General features: G+C 70.2%; 17 protein-coding genes. 8 read left to right on the forward strand and 9 right to left on the reverse strand.

The window, feature by feature from the left end:
- From AB0M02_RS35300 to AB0M02_RS35310, 3 genes are all read right to left on the reverse strand, one after another.
- A complete protein-coding gene (locus AB0M02_RS35300) occupies nucleotides 1-936 on the reverse strand; it encodes a sugar ABC transporter permease (protein ID WP_364235308.1) in 936 nt (311 codons plus the stop codon).
- Between the two features lie 163 nt (nucleotides 937-1,099).
- Nucleotides 1,100-2,467: an ABC transporter substrate-binding protein gene (locus tag AB0M02_RS35305; RefSeq protein ID WP_364235054.1), complete on the reverse strand. Its 1,368-nt coding sequence runs from the start codon at nucleotides 2,465-2,467 to the stop codon at nucleotides 1,100-1,102.
- Between the two features lie 358 nt (nucleotides 2,468-2,825).
- Entirely contained in the window at nucleotides 2,826-4,190 is a 1,365-nt protein-coding gene (locus AB0M02_RS35310; RefSeq protein WP_364235057.1) for a UDP-glucose/GDP-mannose dehydrogenase family protein, read from the reverse strand.
- A 376-nt stretch (nucleotides 4,191-4,566) separates the two neighbouring features.
- Between AB0M02_RS35310 and AB0M02_RS35315 the strand changes: the two genes are divergently transcribed.
- The 5 genes from AB0M02_RS35315 to AB0M02_RS35335 all read left to right on the forward strand — a co-directional run bounded on the left by AB0M02_RS35315 (nucleotide 4,567) and on the right by AB0M02_RS35335 (nucleotide 15,737).
- A complete protein-coding gene (locus AB0M02_RS35315; RefSeq protein WP_364235059.1) occupies nucleotides 4,567-7,257 on the forward strand; it encodes a cellulose binding domain-containing protein in 2,691 nt (896 codons plus the stop codon).
- A 91-nt stretch (nucleotides 7,258-7,348) separates the two neighbouring features.
- Nucleotides 7,349-10,267 carry a glycoside hydrolase family 48 protein gene (locus AB0M02_RS35320; RefSeq protein WP_364235062.1) on the forward strand — a complete coding sequence of 973 codons (2,919 nt, stop codon included), beginning with the start codon at nucleotides 7,349-7,351 and terminating at the stop codon, nucleotides 10,265-10,267.
- A 64-nt stretch (nucleotides 10,268-10,331) separates the two neighbouring features.
- Nucleotides 10,332-11,384 (forward strand): lytic polysaccharide monooxygenase, encoded by a 1,053-nt coding sequence (locus tag AB0M02_RS35325; RefSeq protein WP_364235310.1) that lies wholly within the window; start codon nucleotides 10,332-10,334, stop codon nucleotides 11,382-11,384.
- Nucleotides 11,385-11,745: 361 nt separating this feature from the next.
- Complete coding sequence (locus tag AB0M02_RS35330) at nucleotides 11,746-12,792, forward strand: SGNH/GDSL hydrolase family protein (protein WP_364235065.1); 1,047 nt, start codon at nucleotides 11,746-11,748, stop codon at nucleotides 12,790-12,792.
- Between the two features lie 257 nt (nucleotides 12,793-13,049).
- The gene (locus AB0M02_RS35335) at nucleotides 13,050-15,737 is read left to right on the forward strand and encodes a BTAD domain-containing putative transcriptional regulator (RefSeq protein WP_364235067.1); all 2,688 of its coding nucleotides are present in this window, start codon (nucleotides 13,050-13,052) and stop codon (nucleotides 15,735-15,737) included.
- On the opposite strand, the gene AB0M02_RS35340 is transcribed toward AB0M02_RS35335, so the two are convergent.
- Nucleotides 15,727-16,350: an L-threonylcarbamoyladenylate synthase gene (locus AB0M02_RS35340; RefSeq protein WP_364235070.1), complete on the reverse strand. Its 624-nt coding sequence runs from the start codon at nucleotides 16,348-16,350 to the stop codon at nucleotides 15,727-15,729. The genes AB0M02_RS35335 and AB0M02_RS35340 overlap by 11 nt on opposite strands.
- Nucleotides 16,351-16,374: 24 nt before the next feature.
- Here AB0M02_RS35340 and AB0M02_RS35345 point away from each other — a divergent pair, with 24 nt between their 5' ends.
- Nucleotides 16,375-16,818 carry an NUDIX domain-containing protein gene (locus AB0M02_RS35345; protein WP_364235072.1) on the forward strand — a complete coding sequence of 148 codons (444 nt, stop codon included), beginning with the start codon at nucleotides 16,375-16,377 and terminating at the stop codon, nucleotides 16,816-16,818.
- Nucleotides 16,819-16,823: 5 nt separating this feature from the next.
- Here AB0M02_RS35345 and AB0M02_RS35350 read toward each other — a convergent pair whose 3' ends face one another.
- Genes AB0M02_RS35350 through AB0M02_RS35360 form a run of 3 tightly spaced genes read right to left on the reverse strand, consistent with a single transcriptional unit; the run spans nucleotide 16,824 to nucleotide 19,575 of the window.
- Entirely contained in the window at nucleotides 16,824-17,720 is an 897-nt protein-coding gene (locus tag AB0M02_RS35350) for a hypothetical protein (protein ID WP_364235075.1), read from the reverse strand.
- Nucleotides 17,717-18,052 (reverse strand): PadR family transcriptional regulator, encoded by a 336-nt coding sequence (locus AB0M02_RS35355; protein ID WP_364235078.1) that lies wholly within the window; start codon nucleotides 18,050-18,052, stop codon nucleotides 17,717-17,719. The genes AB0M02_RS35350 and AB0M02_RS35355 overlap by 4 nt, the downstream gene beginning before the upstream one ends.
- A gap of 41 nt (nucleotides 18,053-18,093) precedes the next feature.
- Nucleotides 18,094-19,575 carry an alpha-amylase family glycosyl hydrolase gene (locus AB0M02_RS35360; RefSeq protein WP_364235081.1) on the reverse strand — a complete coding sequence of 494 codons (1,482 nt, stop codon included), beginning with the start codon at nucleotides 19,573-19,575 and terminating at the stop codon, nucleotides 18,094-18,096.
- 78 nt (nucleotides 19,576-19,653) lie between these two features.
- On the opposite strand from AB0M02_RS35360, the gene AB0M02_RS35365 reads away from it, so the two are divergent.
- Nucleotides 19,654-21,081 (forward strand): NAD-dependent succinate-semialdehyde dehydrogenase, encoded by a 1,428-nt coding sequence (locus AB0M02_RS35365; protein WP_364235084.1) that lies wholly within the window; start codon nucleotides 19,654-19,656, stop codon nucleotides 21,079-21,081.
- Here AB0M02_RS35365 and AB0M02_RS35370 read toward each other — a convergent pair.
- Nucleotides 21,071-21,604, reverse strand: coding sequence for a GNAT family N-acetyltransferase (locus AB0M02_RS35370; protein WP_364235086.1), 534 nt, complete (start codon nucleotides 21,602-21,604; stop codon nucleotides 21,071-21,073). The genes AB0M02_RS35365 and AB0M02_RS35370 overlap by 11 nt on opposite strands.
- A gap of 257 nt (nucleotides 21,605-21,861) precedes the next feature.
- Here AB0M02_RS35370 and AB0M02_RS35375 point away from each other — a divergent pair, with 257 nt between their 5' ends.
- A complete protein-coding gene (locus tag AB0M02_RS35375; RefSeq protein ID WP_364235089.1) occupies nucleotides 21,862-22,992 on the forward strand; it encodes a substrate-binding domain-containing protein in 1,131 nt (376 codons plus the stop codon).
- A 7-nt stretch (nucleotides 22,993-22,999) separates the two neighbouring features.
- On the opposite strand, the gene AB0M02_RS35380 is transcribed toward AB0M02_RS35375, so the two are convergent.
- Nucleotides 23,000-23,743 (reverse strand): alanyl-tRNA editing protein, encoded by a 744-nt coding sequence (locus AB0M02_RS35380; protein WP_364235092.1) that lies wholly within the window; start codon nucleotides 23,741-23,743, stop codon nucleotides 23,000-23,002.
- Nucleotides 23,744-23,748 lie beyond the last annotated feature (5 nt).

The raw sequence follows: 23,748 nt of genomic DNA on the forward strand, positions 1-23,748 counted from the left end.
TCACGCCTCCGAACGGCGAAGCTGCCGGATGTTGTACACGACGATCGGGACCACGAGCACGAACAGCACCACCGCCAGCGCCGCACCGAGACCGGTGTTCGCGCTGCGGAAACTCTGGCTGTAGAACTCGTTGGCGATCACGCTCGTGTCGAACCGGCCACCGGTCATCGTCTGCACGATGTCGAAGACCTTGAGCGTGCCGATCGCGATGGTGGTCAGCACGACGACCACCGCCGGGCGGATCGCGGGCAGCGTGACGAACCGGAACATGCCCCAGGGCGTGACGCCGTCCAGGCGGGCGGCCTCCACGATGTCGTCCGGGATCGCCTTGATGGCCGCCGACAGCACGGTCATCGCGAAGCCGGCCTGGATCCAGATCATGACGATGATCAGGAGGAAGGTGTTGAGCGGTGAGTCGATCAGCAGCTGCACCGGCTTGCCACCGAGCCAGACGATGACCTGGTTGATCAGGCCGATCTGCTTCACGTTGCCCTGGTCGGGGCGGTACTCGTACATGAACTTCCAGATGACCGAGGCCGCCACGAAGGAGATCGACATCGGCAGGAAGATCAGGGCCTTGGCGAAGGACTCGATCCTCGCCTTGTCCACGAGGATCGCGTAGAGCAGTCCGACGCCGGTCGCCACGAACGGGGTGAGGAGCACCCAGAACGCGGTGTTACGGAGCACGACCAGCTGCTCGGAGTCGGTGAAGATGGTCTTGTAGTTGTCGATCCCGATGAAGGCGTTGCCGGCCGCGTCGAAGAACGACTGGTAGATGGTGCGGACGCCGGGGTAGAGCAGTCCCACGCTCAGCATCAGCAGAACGGGGAAGAGGTAGAGATAGGCGACCGCTTTGTCACGTTTGCCGGTAAAGCGACCGGCGATGAACAGGATCACCCCGACAACCGCGGCGAAGATCAGGATCGCCGCGAACATCTGAAGGATCTTGTCTGAGGTGGTGGAGGCGGTGGTGAACACGCTGCCCGTTCCTCCTTGGGGCGGTTTTCCAAGCGAGAGAAGACTAGTGAAATGCAGGAATGCCGAGACTGCTAGGGGCCGGTCGGGCTATCCCGACCGGCCCCGCGGTGGTGCTAGTGCATTACTTCGGCCAAGCCTTCTCGATGTTGTCCACCGTCGTCTTGGTGTCCTGGCCGGTGATCCAGTTCGTGGTCTGCTTCCAGAACGCGTTGGATCCGACCGCGGCGGGCATCATGTCCGAGCCGTCGAACCGGAACTGCGAGTTCGGGTCCAGAAGGATCGTCGCGGACAGCTGGTCGATCGGGTTCTTCAGGTTGTTCGGGTCCAGGCCCTTGTTGGCGCTGACCCAGCCGGACGACAGCTTGGCCTTGGCGTTGGCCCAGGTGTCGCTGGACAGGTAGGTCTGGAACGCCTTGACCTCGGGACGGTCCGCGAACGCGAGGACGAACTCGCCGCCACCGAGAACCGGCTTGGCGGTCTCGTCCTTGCCCGGCAGGTAGAAGGCGAAGATGTCGCCGTCCTTGGCGATGTTCGTGCCGGCCGGGAAGTTGGCCGCGTAGAACGAGGCCTGGCGGTGCAGCGAGCAGGTGCCGTCGAGGATCGGCAGGCCCGCGTCCTGGAACGTGGTGCTGGCGATGCTCTTGACGTCGCCGAGGCCGCCGTTCACGTAGGCGTCGTTCTTCAGGTACGCACCGACGGCGTCGAGGGCCGCGGTGGACTCGGGGCCGTTGAACGGGATCTCATGCTTGACCCACTTGTCGTAGGTCTCCGGCCCGGAGAGCCGGAGCATGAAGTCCTCCATCCAGTCGGTGAGCGGCCAGCCGGTCGCCTCACCGCTGCTGATGCCCGCGCACCACGGCTTCTTCTTGTCGGCGACCATCTTGTCGGTGAGCGCCTTGAGCTGGTCGAGCGTGGTGGGGACGGTGTAGCCGGAGTCGGTGAACTCCTTCGGCGAGTACCACACCAGGGACTTCACGTTCGCGCCGAGCGGCGCGGCGTAGAACTTGCCGTCGACCGTCCCGTACGCCTTCCAGTCGGCGCCGAAGAACTTGTCGACGTTGTCGGAGGTCTCCTTCGGGGCCTCGACGGCCTTGCCGGTGGCGACCAGCTGCTGCAGCAGACCCGGCTGCGGCACGAACGCGACGTCCGGCGGGTTGCCGGCCTGCGCGCGGACCAGGATCTGGGTCTCGAAGGCCTTGTCGCCCTCGTACTTCACCGTGACGCCGGTGCACTGCTCGAAAGGCTTGTAGGACTCCTTGTGCGGGGTGTCCTCCGGGGTCACGATGCCGGTGTAGATCGTGACTGTCTTGCCCTTGAGGTCACCGAACGCCGTGTAGGGCGCGCAGTCGATGGCTGCCGCCGAACTGTCGGTGGAACCGCCCTCGGAGTCGTCGCTGCCGCCGCAAGCGGTCAGGCTGAACGCCAGCCCGACGCTGAGGGCACCAGCGAGCGCGACCCGGGATCGCGAACTCCCACTGTGACCGAACATACCGCTCCCTATGTCATATAGCGCCTCCGACGTCTTGACGACGTCGCCGTCCGAAGCGCTTCTTGACCAACAGTCAAGAGGTAACCGCCACGTTGCGCAATGATTTCCGCGTGATCGAGTCGGTAACGATATAGCGGCGAGACCCGCGCACCTTAACCGGTTAAGAAGATTGGCGGTAGAGGACCGTGGGAGCGTGGCCCATCCGAACTGTTATACCCTGATTTTGCGGTGTTAAACCGGCTTATCGGCGGCGGTGAGTCGGTTTTGTTATCCTTCGGGGAAGGCGCTCGAAGCCGCAAAAAGGAACCGCCGCGGTGGCAACGCCACCACGGCGGTCGAGTCTATCCGAGTGTGTCGATCAACCGGCGACGGCCAGGTACTTGTAGCCGATCCGGCGCATCCGCTCGGCGTCCAGCACGTGCCGCCCGTCGAGCACGATCGGCGAGCGCATCAGCCCCACGAACTTCGACCAGTCCAGCTCCAGGTACTGCGCCCACTCGGTGACCAGCACGACCGCGTCGCAGTCGGCGAACAGGTCGTCGATGGTCTCGCTCAGGTACGGCGCGAGGTCGGGCTGCTCGGCGCGGAACCGCTCGGTCGCCACCGGGTCGTGCAGCTTCACCCGGGCGCCGCGGGCGAGCAGTGAGTTCGCGATGTCCAGCGCGGGCGCGTCGCGCAGGTCGTCGGTGTTCGGCTTGAACGCCAGGCCGAGCAGGCCGATCTTGCGGCCCTTCAGGATGCGCAGCTCGTCCTGCAGCCGCTCCACCGCGATCGCGCGCTGCCGGGTGTTGACGTCCCGGGCCGCCTTCACGATCGGCATCTCGAGGTTGTACTCGGCGGCGGTGGCGATCAGCGCCTTGGTGTCCTTGCCGAAGCAGGAGCCGCCCCAGCCCACGCCCGGCTGCAGGAACCGGGAGCCGATCCGCTGGTCCAGGCCCATGCCGCGGGCCACCTCGGTGATGTCGGCGCCGACCTTCGCGGCGAGCTGGCCGATCTCGTTCGCGTAGCTGATCTTCAGGGCCAGGAACGCGTTGGCCGCGTACTTGATCAGCTCGGCGGAGGCCAGGTCGGTGGAGACCAGCGGCACCGCGTTGACGTCCTCGGGACGGGTGAGGAAGGTCGGCGGCGTGAAGGTCTGGTTGATGATCGGCCGGTACAGGCGGTTGAGCACCTCGAGGCTGCGCGGGTTGTCCGAGCCGATGACGATCCGGTCCGGATAGAGGGTGTCGGCGATCGCGTTGCCCTCGCGCAGGAACTCCGGGTTCGACGCGACCGCGAACTCGGCGCCGGCCGGGCGCTCGGCGCGCTGCTCGAACGAGTCGCGCAGGATGGCGTCGACCCAGTTGCCGCTGCCGATCGGGACCGTCGACTTGTTCACCACGACGGTGAACTCGTTGTCCAGCGACTGCGCCACGCTCTCCGCCGCGCTGCGCAGGTAGCGCAGGTCGGGGCTGCCGTCGTCGGCCGACGGGGTCTGCACCGCCACGAACACCACGTCGGCGCCGGGCACCGCCTCCGCGTACGAGGTGGTGAACGTCAGGTTCTGCGCGGCCTCGGCGAGCAGGTCCTCCATGCCGGGCTCGTAGATCGGGCAGCGCCCGGCCCGGAGCATGTCGACCTTCGCCTGGTCGAGGTCCACGCAAGTCACCTCGTGGCCCAGGAAAGCGAGGCTGACACCGGTGGTCAGTCCGACGTAGCCGGTTCCGACAACGCAAACCTTCATGCAATCTCCTCCACCGATACGCCGGCCGCGGTTACGCCACGTACCGCCGGCTGCGTCCCGCCGGCCCCTCGGCGGGCCGGCCGGCGACGTTCCGGTGGCGTCGGCCTGCGTGTTCCGCCGAATGATACACAGACGAAAAGCCGTCCTTTTGTCAATGTCTGGCCGTATTCGTCCGTGCCTGCGAGGCCTCCGGAGAGCTTGACTACCCCACTATTCGGCCGGCGAACCGAGGTCCCGCGCGAGACGTCGCTCTGCGTAGTCGCTTAGAAGTCGCCAGTTATCAACGCGAAGTTTCCGGCTCTTGACATACCGATGACGGCGCATGACGCTTCTGGGAGCGCTCCCAGATGAACGTTCATCGATGGAAGGGTTTTGCATGCGAAGGTCCCCCGCCGGCGCGCTGATAGCCGCCCTCGTCACGGCCGCCACGGCGGTCGCGGTCGTGTCCGGCCCACACTCCGCCACGGCGGCTCCCAGCGAGCCGTACACCTGGAAGAACGTACGGATTGACGGCGGTGGCTTCGTCCCCGGCATCGTCTTCAACCCCGGCGAGCAGAACCTCATCTACGCGCGCACGGACATCGGGGGCGCGTACCGCTGGAACCAGTCCGCGCAGAGCTGGACCCCGCTGCTCGACTGGGTCGGCCAGAGCGACTGGGGCCACAACGGCGTCCTCAGCATCGCGCCCGACCCGGTCGCCACCGGCCGGGTCTACGCCGCTGTCGGCATGTACACGAACAGCTGGGACCCGAACAACGGTGCGATCCTGCGCTCCACCGACAAGGGTGCGACCTGGCAGAAGACCGCTCTGCCGTTCAAGGTCGGCGGCAACATGCCCGGCCGTGGCATGGGGGAGCGGCTCGCCGTCGACCCGCGGAACAACCGGAACGTCTATTTCGCCGCCGAGGGCGGAAACGGGCTCTGGCGCAGCACCGACTACGGCGTGACGTGGGCGAAAGTCAGCAACTTCCCCAACGTCGGCAACTACGTGCAGGACCCCACCGACACGAACGGTTACCTCAATCAGAACCAGGGCCTGACCTGGGTGACCTTCGACCCCGCGTCACCGGCGGTGTACGTGGGCGTCGCCGACAAGGAGAACCCGGTCTACCGGTCGCTCGACTCCGGCGCCACCTGGGAGCGGATCCCCGGCCAGCCCACCGGGTACCTCGCGCACAAGGGTGTCGTGCAGGGGAAGTACCTGTTCATCGCGACCAGTGACACCGGCGGGCCGTACGACGGCGCGGCCGGCCAGGTCGCCCGCCTGGACACCACGACCGGCACCTGGACCGACATCTCGCCGATGCCGGTGGCCGACCGCTACTTCGGGTACTCCGGCCTGACGGTCGACGCGAAGAAGCCGGGCACGCTGATGGTCGCCACCCAGATCTCCTGGTGGCCGGACGCGATCTTCTGGCGCAGCACCGACTACGGCGCCACGTGGAGCCGGATCTGGGACTGGAACGGCTACCCCAGCCGTGCCAAGCGCTACACCATGGACATCTCGGCCAACCCGTGGCTGGACTTCAACAGCACCGCGCAGGCGCCCGAGGAGAGCCCGAAGCTCGGCTGGATGAACGAGTCCCTCGCCATCGACCCGTTCGACTCCAACCGGCTGCTCTACGGAACGGGCGCCACGATCTACGGCACCACGCAGCTGACCAACTGGGACGCCGGGACGAGTTTCTCGATCAGGCCGTTCGCCAAGGGCATCGAGGAGACCGCGGTCCAGGACCTGGCCAGCCCGCCCACGGGGGCGCCGCTGGTCAGCGCGCTGTACGACGTCGGCGGCTTCCACCACTCGAACCTCGACGCGGTGCCGGCGAGCTTCCACGACACCCCGGCGCTGGGCAGCAACACCGGCCTGGACTTCGCCGAGGCGAGCCCGTCGTTCTTCGTCCGGGTCGGCAACGCGGACGCCGCGCCGCACATCGGCATCTCCAACGACGGCGGCCAGAACTGGTACCAGGGACAGGAGCCGTCCGGCGTGACCGGCGGCGGCACGGTGGCGGTCGGCGCCGACGCCAACGCGGTGGTCTGGTCCCCGGCGGGTGTTGGCGTGCACTACTCCACCACGCGCGGCAGCACGTGGACCGCGTCGTCCGGCATCCCGGCGGGCGCCAAGGTGGAGTCGGACCGGGTCGAGCCGAAGACCTTCTACGGGTACGCGGCCGGCAAGTTCTACACGAGCACCGACGGCGGGGCCACCTTCACGGCCTCCGCGGCGGCGATGCCCACGACCGGGCGAGTCAACTTCAGGGCCGTGTCCGGTACGGCCGGTGAGGTCTGGCTCGCGGGGGAGACCGGGCTGCTCAAGTCCATTGACCGTGGGGTGACGTTCACCAAGGTCACCACGGTGACCTCGGGCATCAACGTGGCTTTCGGCAAGGCCGCGCCGGGGCAGAGTCACCTCGCGGTCTTCCTGGTCGGCACGGTCGACGGCGTCACGGGCGTGTTCCGCTCCGACAACGCCGGGTCGAGCTGGGTGCGGATCAACGACGACCAGCATCAGTACGGGAACGCCGGTGACGCCCTGGCCGGTGATCCGCGGATCTACGGCCGTGTGTACCTCGGTACCAACGGCCGCGGCATCCTCTACGCCGACCGCACCGGCGGACCTGTTTCGCCCTCACCGTCCGTTTCGTCCTCGGCCTCACCGTCGACATCCGTCTCCCCGAGTCCCAGCAACAGCCCGAGCCCGAGTAACAGCCCGAGCCCGAGTAACAGCCCGAGCCCGAGTAACAGCCCGAGCACCGGATCAGGGTGCACGGCGACGTACCGGGTCACCGGGCAGTGGGGTGGCGGCTTCCAGGGCGAGGTGACCGTCAAGAACAACGGCACCGCCACCACCACCGGCTGGACCGTCGGCTGGAGCTACACCGCGGGCCAGGCCGTCACCCAGAGCTGGGGCGGCACCGCCACCCAGTCCGGCAGCGCCGTGACCGTCGTCAACGCCGGTTACAACGGCGCCCTCTCGTCCGGGGCATCCACGACCTTCGGGTTCCTCGGCAGCAACACCGGTACCACCAACCCCGTCCCGTCCCCCATCACCTGCTCCATCCGGTAACACCCTCCCGCTCCCACTTGACGGGATGGTGGCGTCCTCGCGGTGTGCGGAACACCGCGAGGACGCCACCACCCCGGCGGAAAGGAACACCGTGACACCAGTCCGTCAACGCCTGCGACGCAGGCTGGCCGCCACCGGCGTTGCCGTCCTCGGCGCCGGCGCGGTCCTGGCAGCCGGCGCACCGGCCTATGCCGCGGCCGGCTGCACAGTCGTGTACAAGGTGCAGAGCCAGTGGCCCGGCGGCTTCACCGGCGACATCCAGATCAAGAACACCGGCGACCCGCTGACCACCTGGAGGCTGGAGTTCGACTTCCCCGACGCCGGCCAGAAGGCGGGCCAGGGCTGGAGCGGCGTCTACAGTCAGACCGGCCAGCACGTGACCGTGAACAACGCCGCGTGGAACGGCAACCTGCCGACCAACGGCACGGTCGGGACCGGCTTCAACGGCACGTTCACCTCCGCCAACCCGGTGCCCACCGCGTTCACGCTCAACGGCACCGCCTGCAACCAGTCGGCGAACGCGCCGACCGTGCAGATCACCAGCCCGGCCGCGAACACCCGGTACACCGCGCCGGCGTCGATCCCGATCGCGGCCACCGCGACCGCGGCGAGCGGGCAGAGCATCAGCCGGGTCGAGTTCTACCACGACGGCCTGCTGCTGGGCAGCGACAGCTCGTCGCCGTACACCTACTCCTGGGACGGGGTGCCCGCGCAGTCGGCGGCCTACCACGTGCAGGCGGTGGCGTACGACAACGCCGGGCTCAAGAGCAGCACCGCCGACGTGCCGGTCTTCGTCGACGCGTCGACCACGCCGTCGATCGTGGCCAGCGCCACCTCGCTGGCGATCGCGCCCGGCAAGAGCGGCACCTACACCGTGGCGCTGAGCAAGGCGCCGACGGCGAACGTCACCGTGGCGGTGGCCCGCAGCGCGGGCAGCACGGCCGTCACCGCGACGCCGGCGTCGCTCACCTTCACCCCGACCGACTGGAGCACCGGCAAGGCGGTGACGGTCGCGGCCGCCTCCACGGCGGCGATCGGCGCGACGGCCACCATCTCGGCCACCTCCAGCGGATACACCGCGGCCAACCTCGGCGTCACGGTGATCCAGGAGGGCTCGGTCGACGCCCGGTTCACGCAGCTCTACAACGACCTGAAGAACCCGGCCAACGGGTACTTCAGCCCGGAGGGCGTGCCGTACCACTCGATCGAGACGCTGATCGACGAGGCGCCCGACCACGGCCACGAGACCACCAGTGAGGCGTTCAGCTACTGGCTCTGGCTGGAGGCCGAGCACGGCCAGGTCAGCGGCGACTGGGCGCCGTTCAACGCCGCCTGGGCGTCGATGGAGAAGTACATCATCCCGTCGCACGCCGACCAGCCGACCAACGCGAACTACAACGCGTCGAAGCCGGCGACCTACGCGGCGGAGTACCCGTCGCCGTCGCAGTACCCGTCCCAGCTGGACACTGGCGTGTCGGTCGGCACCGACCCGCTCGCGGCCGAGCTGAAGTCGGCGTACGGCACCGACGACATCTACGGCATGCACTGGCTGCTCGACGTCGACAACACGTACGGCTTCGGGCACTGCGGTGACGGGACCACGCGCGTCGCGTACATCAACACGTTCCAGCGCGGCCCGCAGGAGTCGACGTTCGAGACCGTCCCGCAGCCGTCCTGCGACACGTTCGCGCACGGCGGCCCGAACGGCTACCTCGACCTGTTCACCAAGGACGCCTCGTACGCCAAGCAGTGGAAGTACACCAACGCCCCGGACGCGGACGCCCGCGTCGTGCAGGTCGCCTACTGGGCGCACCAGTGGGCCACCGCGCAGGGCAAGGCGTCGCAGATCTCCGCGGCCGTGGCCAACGCCGCGAAGATGGGTGACTACCTGAGGTACTCGTTCTACGACAAGTACTTCAAGAACCCGGGCTGCGCCTCCACGTCCTGCACCGCGGGCAGTGGCAAGAGCAGCTCGAACCACCTGATGTCCTGGTACTACGCCTGGGGCGGCGCGTACGACACCAACGCCGGCTGGGCGTGGCGGATCGGCTCCAGCACCAGCCACTTCGGGTACCAGAACCCGTTCGCGGCGTACGTCCTGTCCAACGTCAGCGCGTTCACGCCGAAGTCGCCGACCGCGAAGGCGGACTGGCAGGCCAGCTTCGACCGGCAGCTCGAGTTCTACCAGTGGCTGCAGTCGTCCGAGGGCGGCATCGCCGGCGGTGCGACGAACAGCTGGAACGGCAACTACTCGGCCCGCCCGGCGGGCACCCCGACGTTCTACGGCCTGGCCTACGTCGAGGCGCCGGTCTACGCCGACCCGCCGTCCAACCGCTGGTTCGGCATGCAGACCTGGTCGCTGGAACGGCTCGCCGAGCTGTACTACGTGACCGGCAACGCCAAGGCCAAGGCGATCCTGGACAAGTGGGTGCCGTGGGCGCTGGCCAACAGCACCATCTCGGCCAGCAGCTTCTCGATCCCGTCCGACCTGGCCTGGTCGGGCGCGCCGGCCACCTGGAACCCCTCCAGCCCGGCCGCCAACACCAACCTGCACGTGACGGTCTCCAGTCACGGTACGGACCTCGGTGTGGCGGGCTCGTTCGCCAAGGTGCTGACCTACTACGCCGCCAAGTCCGGCAACGCGGCGGCGAAGACGGCGGCGAAGAACCTGCTCGACGCGATCTGGACGCACAAGGACTCGAAGGGTGTGTCGGTCACCGAGACGCGTGCCGACTACAACCGCATGGACGACACCTACAACGCCTCCACCGGCCAGGGCATCTACATCCCGCAGGGCTGGCGCGGCGAGATGCCGAACGGTGACGTCATCCAGCCGGGCGTGTCCTTCCTGGACATCCGGTCCTTCTACCGCAGCGACCCGGACTTCCCGAAGGTCGACGCGTACCTGAAGGGCGGGGCGGCGCCCACGTTCAACTACCACCGATTCTGGGCCCAGGTCGACGTCGCCACCGGCTACGCCGACTACGCCCGCCTGTTCCCGGAGGGCTGAGAAGATGCGATTCCTTCGCGTGGCTGCCGTGGCCTTGTTCGCCGCGGCAGCCGGGTTCCTGGTAATGCCATCCCCGGCGGAGGCGCACGGCGCCATCCAGGTGCCGGGCAGCCGGACCTGGTTCTGCTACCAGGACGGCCGTAACCCGAACACGGGTGCGATCGAGCCGAAGAACGCCGCCTGTTCCGCCGCGGTGGCGCAGAGCGGGGTCAACTCGCTCTACAACTGGTTCGCCGTACTCCGCTCGGACGGTGCCGGCCGGGTCAACGGGTTCATCCCGGACGGCCAGCTGTGCAGCGGCGGCACCGGTGGGCCGTACAACTTCACCGGGTTCAACCTGGCCCGCAACGACTGGCCGACGACCCACCTGACGGCCGGGCGGACCATCCAGGTCAAGTACAACAACTGGGCCAAGCACCCGGGCACCTTCTCGCTGTACATCACGAAGAACGGCTACGACCCGACCAAGCCGCTCGCCTGGGGCGACCTGGAGCCGACGCCGTTCGACCAGGTGACCAACCCGCCGGCCAACGGCGGTCCGGGCACCGACGACGGGCACTACTACTGGAACGCGACGCTGCCCTCCGGCAAGACCGGCAAGCACCTGATCTACTCGGTGTGGTCGCGCTCGGACAGCACGGAGACGTTCTACGGCTGCTCGGACGTGGTCTTCGACGGCGGCAACGGTGAGGTCACCGGTATCGGCAACGGCGGCACCCAGTCGCCCTCCCCGAGCACCCCGTCCAGCCCCAGCCCCAGCCCCAGCAACCCGTCCAGCCCGAGCGCCTCGCCGAGCAACCCGAACCCGGGCAACGGCGGCTGCACCGCGATGTACTCGGTGAAGTCGGCCTGGACCGGTGGGTTCCAGGGCGAGGTCATGGTGCACGCCGGCACCGCGCCGGTGAGCGGCGGCTGGACCGTCAACTGGACGTTCCCCGGCAGCCAGACGCTGGCACAGGTGTGGAGCGGCAAGTCCACCGTCACCGGCTCGCTCGTCAGTGTGAAGAACGAGTCGTGGAACGGCAGCGTTCCGGCCAACGGGTATGTCACGTTCGGGTTCCTGGTCTCCGGTGCGACAGCACCGTCGGTCAACAACCTGACCTGCACATCTCCCTGATCACAACCCGCTGAGACCGGCCCCGGTGGCGATGCCGCCGGGGCCGGTCCCTCGTCCGGCGGCTTGACGTGGCGAAGCGGCGTTCTTTAGCTTTATCGGCATAAAGCGGAAAATTATTCTCAATCGGGCCACCGGGCGCGCCCTGACGCGCCGCGGTCTCCTGCTCGGCGGCGCGGGAGCCGCGCTGGTCGCCGCCACACCCGGCTCGGCCGGGCAGCAGGATCCGGTACGCCGGACGCCCACCCGGGCCACCACGTGGGCCACCGCACCCACCGCCGTCGAACCCGACCGCGTCCTGGTGCTGGCCGACCAGACGATACGACAGGTCGTCCACCTCAGCCTCGGGGGTGATCAACCTGTCGTGCACCTCACGAACGCGTTCGGCGCGGAGCCCGTCCACATCGGCGCCGCCACCGTCGCGCTGCGCGCCCGCGGAGCCGGGAACGAGACGCGGACCGTGCCCGGGACCAGGCGCCGGCTCACCTTCGGCGGGCGGCGCACCGCCGTCCTCCCCGCCGGTGGCACCCTGGCCGGCGACCCCGTGGGTCTCGTCGTGCCGGCCGGCGCCGACCTGGTGATCAGCATCCACCTCCCGGAGCGGACCCGGATCGAGACCGCCAGCCCGCGCTCGTTCCAGACCACACTGGTCACCTGGGGCGACACCACCGCTGCCGCCGACCCCGCGCCGCGGCTGCGCACCGGCCGCTGGTTCCTCCTCGCCGGGGTGAGCGTCCGGTCCACCCGGGACGCCACCGCGATCGCCGCCCTCGGTGACTCGATCACCTGCGGTGTCGGCAGCCGCGCGAACGCCAACCACCGCTGGCCGGACCTGTTCGCCGCCCGGCTGCGTGCCGCCGGCCGCGACCTGGGCGTGCTCAACGCCGGGATCAGCGGGAACCGGCTGCTCAGCGGGTACGACGTACCCACCGGACTGCCCGCCTCCCGCCGCGCCGGCCGGTCCGCGCACGTCGGCCAGTCCGCGCTGCGCCGCTTCGACCGCGACGTTCTCGCCCTGCCCGGCGTACGCCACCTGGTGACGCTGATCGGCGTCAACGACCTGGGCCGTGCGAAGGGGACCACCGCCGAGGACCTGATCGCCGGGCACCGGGAGCTGGCCGCCCGCGGGCGCCGGGCCGGTCTGCGCGTGATCGGCGGCACGATGCTGCCGTTCGGCGGCGCCGCCGAACACTTCGACACCCCGGCCAACCAGGTGGAGCGGGCCCGGTTCAACGCCTGGCTGCGCACGGCCGGCGAGTTCGACGCGGTGGTGGACTTCGACGCGGCGATCCGGGATCCGGCCGACCCGAGGCGGATGCTGCCCGCCTACGACTGCGGTGACCACCTGCACCCCGGCGACGCCGGCATGGCCGCCCTCGCGACGGCGATCTCGACCGACCTCTTCACCTAACAAATCAGGAAAAATACGATTTGAAGAGCCCGGCCCGGGCACAGGAAGAGGATGCCGGGGACGGCACAACTCCCGTCCCCGGCGTCGCCCCCCCAATGGGACGTGCGAGCGCCCACGGTCCCCCGTTACTCCCCGTGGACGCCGAACCATGGTGCCGGTGCCCGTTTGCAAAACGATTGCACCGGCCACGAAGATCGAGCGAACGGCCGAGAGTACGGGGGCGAACAAGCGCGATGCGGTGGCGGTTGCTCGGGCCGATGCGGCTCGAAGGCGACACGGAACCCGGGATCGACCTGGGACCCGGCAAACAGCGCTGCGTCCTGGCCTCGCTGCTGCTCACCCCGCGCCAGGTGGTGCCGGCGAGCACGCTCATCGACCGGGTCTGGGGCGACACCCCGCCGCGGTCCGGCACGCCGATCGCACCGTACGCCACCCGCCTGCGCCGCATCCTCGGCCCGGTGTTCGGCCCGGACACCCTGCGGTACGCCGCCGGCGGCTACCTGATCGACTGCGACCCCGACCTCGTCGACCTGCACCGCGCGCGCCGCCAGGTCTTCGAGGCTCGCACCGCCGAGGAGTCCGGTGACGACGATCGCGCGGCCGGCCTGCTCCTGGCCGCGCTGCAGGACTGGGGCGACGAGGCCCTCGCCGGTGTACCCGGCGCCTGGGCCGAACGGGTCCGCGACACCCTCGGCCGGGAGAAGCTCGACGTGCTGACCCGACTGGGCCGGGTGGCGCTGCGCCTGGGCCGCGCCGAGGAGGTCGCCGAGCGGCTCGCCCCGTTCGCGGCCGACCACCCGACCGTCGAGGCGCTGATCGCGGTGCAGATGAACGCGCTCGCGGCGGCCGGGCGCCCGGCTCAGGCACTGGAGACGTTCGCCCGCACCCGCGACGCCATCGCCGAGCAACTGGGCAGCGATCCCGGCCCGGAGCTGGCCGGCCTGCACACCCGGATCCTGCGCGGCGACGCCGGCCCGTGGGAGAGAGGCCCGCGCCCCGGCACACCCGCACAGCTGCCGGCCGACCCGATCGCGTTCACCGGGCGCCGGGAGGAACTGGCCGATCTGGACCGTACGCTCGGCGGCGGCCTGCGGGTCGCGGCCGTCACCGGCGCACCCGGCGTGGGCAAGTCGGCCCTGGCCATCCACTGGGGTCACCGGGCGCGGCACCGCTTCCCGGACGGCCAGCTCTACCTGAACCTGCGCGGGTACGACCGCGGCGACGACGTGATGAGCCCGGCCGAGGCGGCCCGCAACCTGCTCGTCGCGCTGCTGCCGGACCGGGCCGTCCCGGACGGGCTGGACGCGCGCACCGGGCTGCTGCGCAGCGTGCTGGCCGGGCGCCGGATGCTGCTGGTGCTCGACAACGCCCGCGACGCCGGCCACGTGCGCCCGCTGCTGCCCGGCGCCGGCGGCTGCGCGGTCGTGGTGACCAGCCGGGACCGGCTCGCCGGGCTGGTCGCGTCGCACGGTGCCGTCCCGGTGCCGCTCGAGCCGCTCGACGCCGGCCAGGCCCGCGAGCTGCTGGCCGGCCGTCTCGGCCCCGGCCGCCTGGCCGCCGAGCCGTGCACCGTGGAGGAACTGGTCGGCGCGACGGCCGGGCTGCCGCTCGCCCTGGTCGCGGTCGCGGCCCGGGCGGCGCTGCGGGCCCGGCAGCCGCTCGCCGAGCTGGCGGCGGAGATCCGCGGAGCGGGCGTGCACGGCCCGGACGAGTCGACCGATCCGCGCACCGTCTTCTCGTGGTCCTATCGGGCGCTCAGCGCGGACGCGGCCCGCCTGTTCCGGCTCTTCGGCGCGCTGCCCGGGCCGGACCTGTCAGCGGCGGCCGCGGCCTCGGCGAGCACCGGGAACCGGACGGCGGAGAACCTCGCCGAACTCGTCGCGGCCAGCCTGATCAGCGAGCACCGGCCGGGACGCTTCGTGATGCACGATCTGCTCCGCGCGTACGCTGATGAACTCACCGCCCCGGGGGAACGCGACCCGGCGGTGCGCCGCCTGCTGGACCACCATCTGCACACCGGCCACCGCGCCGCGCTGCGTCTCGACCCGCAGCGGGAACCGCTGCCGCTGCCGCCCGTCCCGCCCGGCGTGACCCCCGAACCGGTCGGCGGCGAGGCGGTCGCGCTGCAGTGGCTGGCCGCCGAGCACGACAACCTGATGGCGCTGATCCGGTACGCGGCCGACCTCGCCGACTACGGCTGGCAGCTGCCCTGGGTGCTGATCGACTTCCTCGACCGGCAGGGGCACTGGGACGACTGGATCGCCGTCGGGCAGATCGCCGTCGCCGCCGCGCACCGCCGCGGCGAGCGCAAGGCCGAGGCGCTCGCCCAGCGGGTCCTGGCCCGCGGCTACGTGCAGCTGGGCCGGTACGACGAGGCCGAGCCGCACTACCGGGACGCCGACCGCCTCTACGGGCAGACCGGCGACCTGGTCGGCCAGGCGCACACGCTGTTCAGCATCAGCTGGATGCGCGAGCAGCAGGGCCGCTACGACGACTGCCTGCGGCACACCTCGCGGGCTCTGGAGCTGTACCGGGAGGCCGGTCACCGGGTCGGCGAGGCACGCGCGCTCAACGCCCTCGGCTGGTACCTGGGGCATCACGGCCGCTACGAGCTGACCCTGCGGCACTGCCGGGACGCCCTCGCGCTGCAGCACGAGCTCGGCGACCGGTACGGCGAGGCGGCGGCCTGGGACAGCATCGGCTGGGCACACCACCACCTCGGTGACCAGCAGCGGGCGGTCCAGGCCTACCGGCGGGCGCTCGACCTCTACCGGTCGGCCGGTGACCTGCTCAACGAGGCGGAGATCCGGGAGCACCTCGGTGACGCGTACGCGGCCTTCGACGACGCCGAGTCGGCGGTGCACCAGTGGCGTACCGCGCTCGCCCTGCTGGAGAAACTGGACCACCCGGGCGCCGCGGCGCTGCGCGACAAGCTCAGTCCGTGAACCGGGCCGGGTCGCCCGCGCCGGCCCGCAGCACCTCCGGCACGCCGTCGGACAGGTCGATGACCGTGGTCGGCTCGGTGCCGCACTCGCCGGAGTCGACCACCGCGTCGATCTGGTGGTCGAGGGCTTCCTTGATCTCCCAGCCGTGTGTCATCGGCTCCTTCTCACCGGGCAGCAGCAGCGTGCTGGAGACCAGCGGCTCGCCGAGCTCGGCGAGGATGGCCTGCGCCGTGACGTGGCTGGTGATGCGTACCCCGACGGTCTTCTTCCTCGGGTGCAGCAGCCGCCGCGGCACCTCCCTGGTGGCGGGCAGGATGAACGTGTACGGCCCCGGCGTCGACGACTTCACCGCGCGGAACAGCGCGTTGTTGATCTGCACGAACTGGCCGAGCTGCGCGAAGTCGTGGCACATCAGCGTGAAGTGGTGCCGGTCGTCGAGGTGCCGGATCGCGCGGATCCGGTCCAGCGCGTCCTTGCTGCCCATCCGGCAGCCGAGCGCGAAGCACGAGTCGGTGGGATAGGCGATCAGCCCGTCCTGCCGCACCAGGTCCACGACCTGGTGTATCGAACGCGGCTGCGGGTTGTCCGGGTGCACGTCGAAGTACCTCGCCACTCCTGGAAGCTTAGGGTCGCTCCCATGGACCCCGTCTACCGCCCCGCCGTCCGCGTGATCTGCTTCGACTCCGACGGCCGGATTCTGCTGCTGCACTGGGAGGATCCGAGCAACGGGTCCCGTCTCTGGGAGCCGCCGGGCGGCGGTATCGACCCGGGGGAGACGCCCCTCGAAGCGGCGCGGCGCGAGCTCACCGAGGAGACGGGCCTTCCCGCGGCCGCGGTCGGGGAGACCTTCGTCGACGTGGAACGCGACGTCTGGTGGAAGGGGCGCCACTTCGTGGGCCCCGAGCAGTTCTTCGCCGCGCGGTTCAGCACGTCACGGCCGCCGGTGGTCCGGGAGGGGCTTTTACCGTACGAGCAGAGCGATCTGATCGAGCACGAGTGGATCCGTCCCGGCGACCTGCACACGCTGGACGATCGCCTCGAGCCCCCCGAACTCGAGGCGATCGCCCGCACGTTCTCCTAGACCCCTCAGACGCGTGCCTGTCGCCGGGCCGCCGTGGCCGAGGCTGACAGCAGGACGGCCGGTCCCAGCGCGCTCAAGCCCAGCAGCAGCGCGACGTCGGCCGGTCCCAGGCCCTCGCCGCCCAGGAACACCGCCTGGACGAGCAGGCCGTTGAGCAGGAACAGCCCCACGGCCATCGCGACCCGCTCGTCCACCAGCAGCCAGAACAGGGCACCCGCCAGGACCGCCACCGAGAGCCCTCGCGTGAGGATCCCGGTGACCTGCGTGAACACCTGGCCGAACAGCAGGTCGGTCAGCACCAGCGACACCGGGAGCAGCGGGAGGTAGCGCAGCAGGCCGGCCGGCGCTGCGGGCGGGCGCCGCGCCAGAACCACGATCCCGAGCAGGACCACGGCCAGCGGGAACCGCCAGACCGCACCGAGCCCTGGCCACATCGCCGACGGCGGGCTGACCACGACCGACATCGCCACGGCTGCCGTGGCGACCAGCGCACCGGCGAGGTGCCACCGGCGCAGCACCATCCAGATCGCCGCGAGCCCGAGCGTCAGCGCCGCCAGGGCCGGGGCCGCCGGCCAGGCCGGCCACTCGTCCGGGCCGCGGACGGCGAGGTCGACGCCGAAGCTCAGCGCGTTGTCCGCCACACCCGACACCAGCAGCATCAGGGCCGCGATCCAGCAGGCGGTCAGCCAGCTGTCGCGCGCGGCCGGCCGGCGGCTGCGGCCGGCGTGGGCCCGGAGCGCGCCCAGCACGAACGCGGCGACCTCCCGGCGAGCCGGGCGCATCCGCCCGTCCTCGGCCGAGGCCAGCAGGGTGTCCAGGACCTCGGCCCCGCGAGCCCGCCGGAACTCGGCAGGGTAGAGCCGCAGCAGGCGCGCCCAGCGCCGCTCCAGGGACGCGCTCATGCGAGACCCGCCTCGGGCCGGGCGCTGAGCGAGGTGCGGTCGATGACCACCCGCGCCGCTTCGGCGAGGCGGGTCGCCTCCGCGCGGAGGGCGGTGAGCCCGTCCGGCGTGAGTGCGTAATACCGCCGGGTGCGCCCGTTCACGATCTCCTCCTCGACGACGTGCAGATATCCCTCTCCGGTGAGCCGGTCGAGGGCGGTGTAGAGCGTCCCGGTCGCCAGCTTCACCGCACCCTGGGACAGGGTCTCGGCCCGCTTGATGATCGCGTAGCCGTGCAGCGGTTCGTCCTGGAGCGCGGCGAGGATGAAGTAGGTCGGTTCTCGCATGCTCATGCCGGGATCATATACGTAGCTCAACTACATATGTAAGTGACCTATGTAATCCAGGCGGCGGCGTCGCGGGGGAGCAGGCCCTCGGTGGTCAGCGGGGTGCTCGTCAGCGCGGGTGTGCCGGGCGGCAGCGGCACCGGGCCCTCGCCCATCGCGACCACCAGCGTGAGGCCCGGCCGGCGGGCGATCAGCCGGTCGTCGCCGTCGACCGACCACTCCACCGGGTCGTCAGCGGACAGAACGCCGTCGGCGTGCAGGCGGCGGCGCAGCGCGACGGCCTCGCGGCACAGCGGCAGCGTGGGCGAAGCGAGTTGGGCACCCCAGCCGTCCGGGACCGGCAGCCAGGGCGGTGCGGCGCCGGGCGGGCTGAATCCGTACGCGCCGGGCGGCGACGCGCTCCACGGCAGCGGCACGCGGCAGCCGTCGCGCGAGTGGCCGGACCGCGCCCAGGCCGGGTCCTGCCGAGCCTCGGGAGGCACGCCGGCCTCGGGCAGCCCGTACTCCTGGCCCTGGTACAGGTAGGCGGCGCCGGGCAGTCCGAGGATCGTGAGCAGGGCGGCGCGGGCCCGGTCCGCGTTGCCGTACCGGGTCGGCGCGCGCACGACGTCGTGGTTCTCCACGACCCAGGTGACCGGCCGGTGCCGCAACTGCCGTTCGCCGGTGTCCCGCCACGCGCGGGCGTCCCACGGCGCGACCAGGAACCCGAACCCGAACGCCTGGTGCAGCCGGTCCTCGCCGACGTAGCGTGCGGCCCGCTCCGGATCCAGGTTCACCTCGCCGATCAGGACGCGCGGCGGGTCGTAGGAGTCGGCGATCGCCCGCCAGCCCCGGTAGACCTCCGGCGTCTCCGGCTGGTCGCAGGCGAGGGGGTTGCCGCGCAGCCGGCCCGGTTCGGGCTCCACCCCGGGCGGCAGCGACGGCAGGCCGGGCGCCTTGAACAGGCCGTGCGCCACGTCGATCCGCAGCCCGTCCACGCCCCGGCCGAACCAGAACCGCACGACGTCGTCGAAGAACGACGCGGTACGCGGGTCGCGCCAGTTCCAGTCGGGCTGCTCGGGCGCGTAGAGATGCAGGTACCAGGAGCCGTCCGGGGCCCTGCTCCACGCCGGGCCGCCGAAGACGCTCGGCCAGTTGTTGGGAGCGTCCGTGAAGTGGAAGCGGGCCCGCGCGGACGCGTCGCCGTCCAGGGCGGCCCGGAACACCGGGTGCTCCGCGGAGCAGTGGTTCGGCACCAGGTCGATCAGGACACGCAGGCCGAGCGCGTGTGCCCGGTCCAGCAGGGCGCCGAACGCCGGCAGGTCACCGAAGAGCGGATCGACGTCGCGGTAGTCGCTCACGTCGTACCCATGATCTTTCTGCGGTGAACGCTGGAACGGCGTCAGCCAGATCGCGTCGGCACCCAGGCCGGCGATGTGCCCGAGCCGGGCCGTCAGGCCCGCGAGGTCGCCCACCCCGTCACCGGAGGCGTCCGCGAACGAGCGGGGGTAGACCTGATAGACCACGCCCGCCCGCCACCAGTCGACCACCGCGACAGTGTGCCCGAAGCATGGCGGGGCATGGAGATCAGGACGAGACTGGTCCTGGGAACGACGTGAGGAGCTGTTGTGGAGACCGAACTGTTCATCGGCGGCAAGTGGGTGCCGGCCTCGTCGGGTGGCCGCTTCGACGTCCTCGACCCGGCGACCGGCGACGTCATCGCGTCGGTGGCCGACGGCAGCGAGGTGGACGCGATCAGCGCGGTGGAGGCGGCCGCGGCAGCCGGTCCGGGCTGGGCGGCGACGTCACCGAGGCAGCGGTCCGAGGTGATCCGCAAGGCGTTCGAGCTGATGACCGAGCGGGCCGCCGACCTGGCGAAGATGATCAGCCTGGAGAACGGCAAGGCGCTCGTCGACGCGAAGGGCGAGGTGACGTACGCGGCCGAGTTCTTCCGCTGGTACGCCGAGGAGGCCGTCCGGGCCGAGGGTGTGGTCGCGACCGCACCCTCCGGCGCCAACCGCATCCTCGTGGTACGCCAGCCGGTCGGCGTCTGCGTCCTGGTGACCCCCTGGAACTTCCCGGCAGCGATGGCCACCCGCAAGATCGGCCCGGCGCTCGCGGCGGGCTGCACGGTGATCCTCAAGCCGGCCAGCGACACCCCGCTGACCGCCCTCGCGATGGCCGCGATCCTGGCCGAGGCGGGCGTGCCCGAGGGCGTGGTGAACGTGCTGCCGTCCCGCAGCTCCGGCAAGGTCGTCTCGGCGATGCTGCGCGACCAGCGGGTCCGCAAGCTCTCCTTCACCGGCTCCACCGAGGTGGGCCGGATCCTGCTGGCCCAGGCCGCCGACAACGTGGTGAACACGTCGATGGAGCTGGGCGGCAACGCGCCGTTCCTGGTCTTCGCGGACGCCGACCTGGACGCCGCGATCGAGGGCGCGATGATCGCCAAGATGCGCAACGGCGGTGAGGCGTGCACCGCGGCCAACCGGTTCTACGTCGAGTCCACCGTCGCCGACGAGTTCTCCCGGCGCCTCGCGCAGCGCATGTCCGGCCTGGTGGTCGGGCCCGGCACCGACGAGAAGACACAGGTGGGCCCGCTGGTGAACGAGGACACCGTGTCGAAGGTCGACGGGCTGGTCCGGGGCGCGCTGGAGGGCGGCGCGTCCGCGGTCACCGGCGGGACGCGTCCCGAAGGGCCCGGCTTCTACTACCCGCCGACGGTGCTGACCGGTGTGGCGGCGGACTCGGCGATCCTGCGCGAGGAGATCTTCGGGCCGGTCGCACCGATCGTCACGTTCAACAGCGAGGACGAGGCGGTCCGGCTCGCCAACGACACGGAGTTCGGCCTGGTGGCGTACGTCTACACCACCGATCTGGCCCGTGGACTGCAGGTCAGTGAGGCGATCGAGGCCGGCATGGTCGGGCTGAACCGGGGCCTGGTCAGCGACCCGGCCGCGCCGTTCGGCGGAGTGAAGCAGAGCGGCATCGGCCGGGAGGGTGGCCACGACGGCCTCCTGGAGTACCTGGAGTCCAAGTACATCGCCGTCAACTGGTAGGGATCGCCTTCCGCATCCGGACCAGCGGCACCGCGACGCCGCCCCGGGAGTCCTCGAGGTCCTCGACCACCGTGAAGCCGGCCGCCTCGTACAGGGGGCGGCCGGCGAGCGTGCCCATCAGTTCGAGCGTGGTGAATCCCTCCGCGCGGGCCGCCCGCTCGCACTCGGCCAGGATCATCCGGCCGATGCCGCGGCGGGCGTGGCGCGGATGGGTGTACATCGCGCGGACCTTGGCCGGGTCGCGGGACGGGTCGAGCAGCGCGGCGTCGCGGCCGGCGGTGTGATCACCGCCGTACAGGGTGGCCCGCCGGCTCCAGCCGCCGCAGCCGACGAGGTCACCGTCGGTTACCGCGAAGTAGGTTCCGTCCTCGATCAGTTGCGTGTCGAGGCCCATGATCTCGTGGCTGGCGGTGATCTGCGCCTCGGTGAGAAAGTCCTTCTGGAGCTCGCCGATGGCGGCGGCCATCAGCTCGCGCAGGGCCGGAAGATCGGACGGCTCGGCCGGCCGGATTCGCAAGGTCATCCGGGTATTGTCCTGATCCGGTACCTGATGACCTGAAAGGGCCATCCCGCCATCGGGTGAACGGCCCTCACGCGGGGTACGGATGATTACTGTGTGACTACTTTCAGTGATGGTTTGGCAGTCACCCGTGAGAAATGAATAATCTTGTCCTCTGGCCCCCCTCCCGATGTTGCGTCCGTGTCCCGCTGGCCGATACTTGGCGGACCGTTCGGCGGCCCCACGCAGCTCGGGTACCCCCTGAGAGGACACCTATCGCGATGCGCAAGTCTTTGCTCGCCCTGGTCGCCGCCGGCCTCCTCGCATCGGTGACGCTCACTGCATGTGACGACGGCTCCGAGCCCGGTGACAGTGGCGACAACGGCGGGGCGACCACATCGAGCGGTGAGAAGTCGTCTGGCGCAGGCGGCATCGGCGTGATCCTGCCGGACACCAAGAGCTCGGACCGGTGGAACACCGCCGACAACAAGTACCTCGAGGCGGCGTTCAAGAAAGCGAACGTGCCCTACAAGATCGAGAACGCCGAGGGCGACAAGGAGCAGTTCAAGCGGCTCGCCGAGCAGATGCTCGACGCCAACGTCAAGGTGCTGGTCATCGCCAGCCTCGACGCGGTCAGCGGCAAGGCGGTCATCGACAACGCCAAGAGCCGCAACGTCCCGGTGATCGACTACGACCGGCTGACGCTGAACGGCGGCGCCGACTACTACGTCAGCTTCAACAACGAGGCCGTCGGCCGGCTCCAGGGGCAGCATCTGCAGCAGTGCCTGAGCGCGAAGAAGGTCGCCAACCCGATCATCGCCGAACTCAACGGGTCGCGGACCGACAACAACGCGACGCTGTTCAAGAACGGCTACGACTCGGTGCTGCAGCCGCTCTACGACTCGGCCACCTACACCAAGGGCCCGGACCAGTTCGTGCCCGAGTGGGACAACGACGAGGGCCGCGCGATCTTCTCCGAGATGATCGCCCAGTACCCGAACATCGACGGTGTGCTCGCCGCCAACGACGGCCTCGGCAACGCGGCCATCGAAGTGCTGCGCGAGAAGGGCCGCAACAAGGACGTGCCGGTCACCGGCCAGGACGCGACCAAGCAGGGCCTGCAGAACATCCTCGCCGGCGATCAGTGCATGACGGTCTACAAGTCCATCCAGAAGGAGGCTGACGAGGCCGCGAAGCTGGCCATCAACCTCTTCAAGGACGTCAAGCCGCAGGTGACCGACAAGCTCAAGGACCCGGAGTCGGGCGCCTACGTGCCGTTCGTCAGCCTCGACCCGGTCGCCATCACCGCCAAGAACGTCAAGTTCGTGGTCGACGACAAGTTCATCTCGGCGCAGGAGCTCTGCACCGCGAAGTACCGGGCGGCGTGCAAGCGCGCCGGCATCATCGACTGATTTCTCGTCAGGGCCGGCCGGACAACCGGATCCGTACCCGGCGGTTCTGCCGGCCCTTGCTCTCCACCTTGACGACCTCGACCCGCCCGACCTGGGCGGTCGAGGCGACATGGGTCCCGCCGTCGGCCTGCACGTCCAGGCCGACGATGTCGATCACCCGGATCTCCGGGTGATCGAGCGGCGGCAGGGCGTCCTGGGTCCGCACCAGCGTCGGGATCTCCAGAGCCTCCTCCCGCGGCAGCACCCGTGCGACGATCTTCCGGTCGGCGGCGATCTCGGCGTTCACCGCGTCCTCCAGGGCCTGTTTGAAACCGGGCGGCACCTCGGGCAGGTTGAAGTCCATCCGCGCCTCGCCCGGCTGCATGTTCCCGCCGGTCACCAGCGCGCCGAAGTCACGGAACACCGTGCCGCAGAGGATGTGCAGACCCGAGTGGGTCCGCATGAGGCTGCTGCGCCGCTCGTCGTCGATCGCGCCGCGGACCTTCGTACCGGCGGCGGGCACGGGGTCACCGGGAGCGGGAATCAAATAATGATCATGGGATCCCCCGGAGGCCTTGCGCGTGTCCAGGATCCGGGTCTGCACGCCCTCCCAGAGCAGCACGCCGTGGTCCGGGGGCTGCCCGCCACCGCCGGGGTAGAACGCGGAGCGGTCCAGGACGATGCCGGCCTCCGGGTCGGCGGGGTCGGACCACACCACGGTGCAGTCCCATTCGCGTACGGTCGGGTCGGCCCAGTCCAGACGTTCGGTCATGAAAC

This window comes from Actinoplanes sp. NPDC051861 (genome assembly GCF_040681145.1).
Lineage (GTDB): Bacteria > Actinomycetota > Actinomycetes > Mycobacteriales > Micromonosporaceae > Actinoplanes.

Excerpts from the sequence above, each read along its gene's own strand:
- AB0M02_RS35380 (WP_364235092.1), bottom strand. The coding sequence starts at position 23,743 with ATGACCGAACGTCTGGACTGGGCCGACCCGACCGTACGCGAATGGGAC.
- AB0M02_RS35375 (WP_364235089.1), top strand. The coding sequence starts at position 21,862 with ATGCGCAAGTCTTTGCTCGCCCTGGTCGCCGCCGGCCTCCTCGCATCG.
- AB0M02_RS35370 (WP_364235086.1), bottom strand. The coding sequence starts at position 21,604 with ATGACCTTGCGAATCCGGCCGGCCGAGCCGTCCGATCTTCCGGCCCTG.
- AB0M02_RS35305 (WP_364235054.1), bottom strand. The coding sequence starts at position 2,467 with ATGTTCGGTCACAGTGGGAGTTCGCGATCCCGGGTCGCGCTCGCTGGT.
- AB0M02_RS35325 (WP_364235310.1), top strand. The coding sequence starts at position 10,332 with ATGCCATCCCCGGCGGAGGCGCACGGCGCCATCCAGGTGCCGGGCAGC.
- AB0M02_RS35355 (WP_364235078.1), bottom strand. The coding sequence starts at position 18,052 with ATGAGCATGCGAGAACCGACCTACTTCATCCTCGCCGCGCTCCAGGAC.
- AB0M02_RS35315 (WP_364235059.1), top strand. The coding sequence starts at position 4,567 with ATGCGAAGGTCCCCCGCCGGCGCGCTGATAGCCGCCCTCGTCACGGCC.
- AB0M02_RS35300 (WP_364235308.1), bottom strand. The coding sequence starts at position 936 with ATGTTCGCGGCGATCCTGATCTTCGCCGCGGTTGTCGGGGTGATCCTG.
- AB0M02_RS35350 (WP_364235075.1), bottom strand. The coding sequence starts at position 17,720 with ATGAGCGCGTCCCTGGAGCGGCGCTGGGCGCGCCTGCTGCGGCTCTAC.
- AB0M02_RS35310 (WP_364235057.1), bottom strand. The coding sequence starts at position 4,190 with ATGAAGGTTTGCGTTGTCGGAACCGGCTACGTCGGACTGACCACCGGT.
- AB0M02_RS35335 (WP_364235067.1), top strand. The coding sequence starts at position 13,050 with ATGCGGCTCGAAGGCGACACGGAACCCGGGATCGACCTGGGACCCGGC.
- AB0M02_RS35345 (WP_364235072.1), top strand. The coding sequence starts at position 16,375 with ATGGACCCCGTCTACCGCCCCGCCGTCCGCGTGATCTGCTTCGACTCC.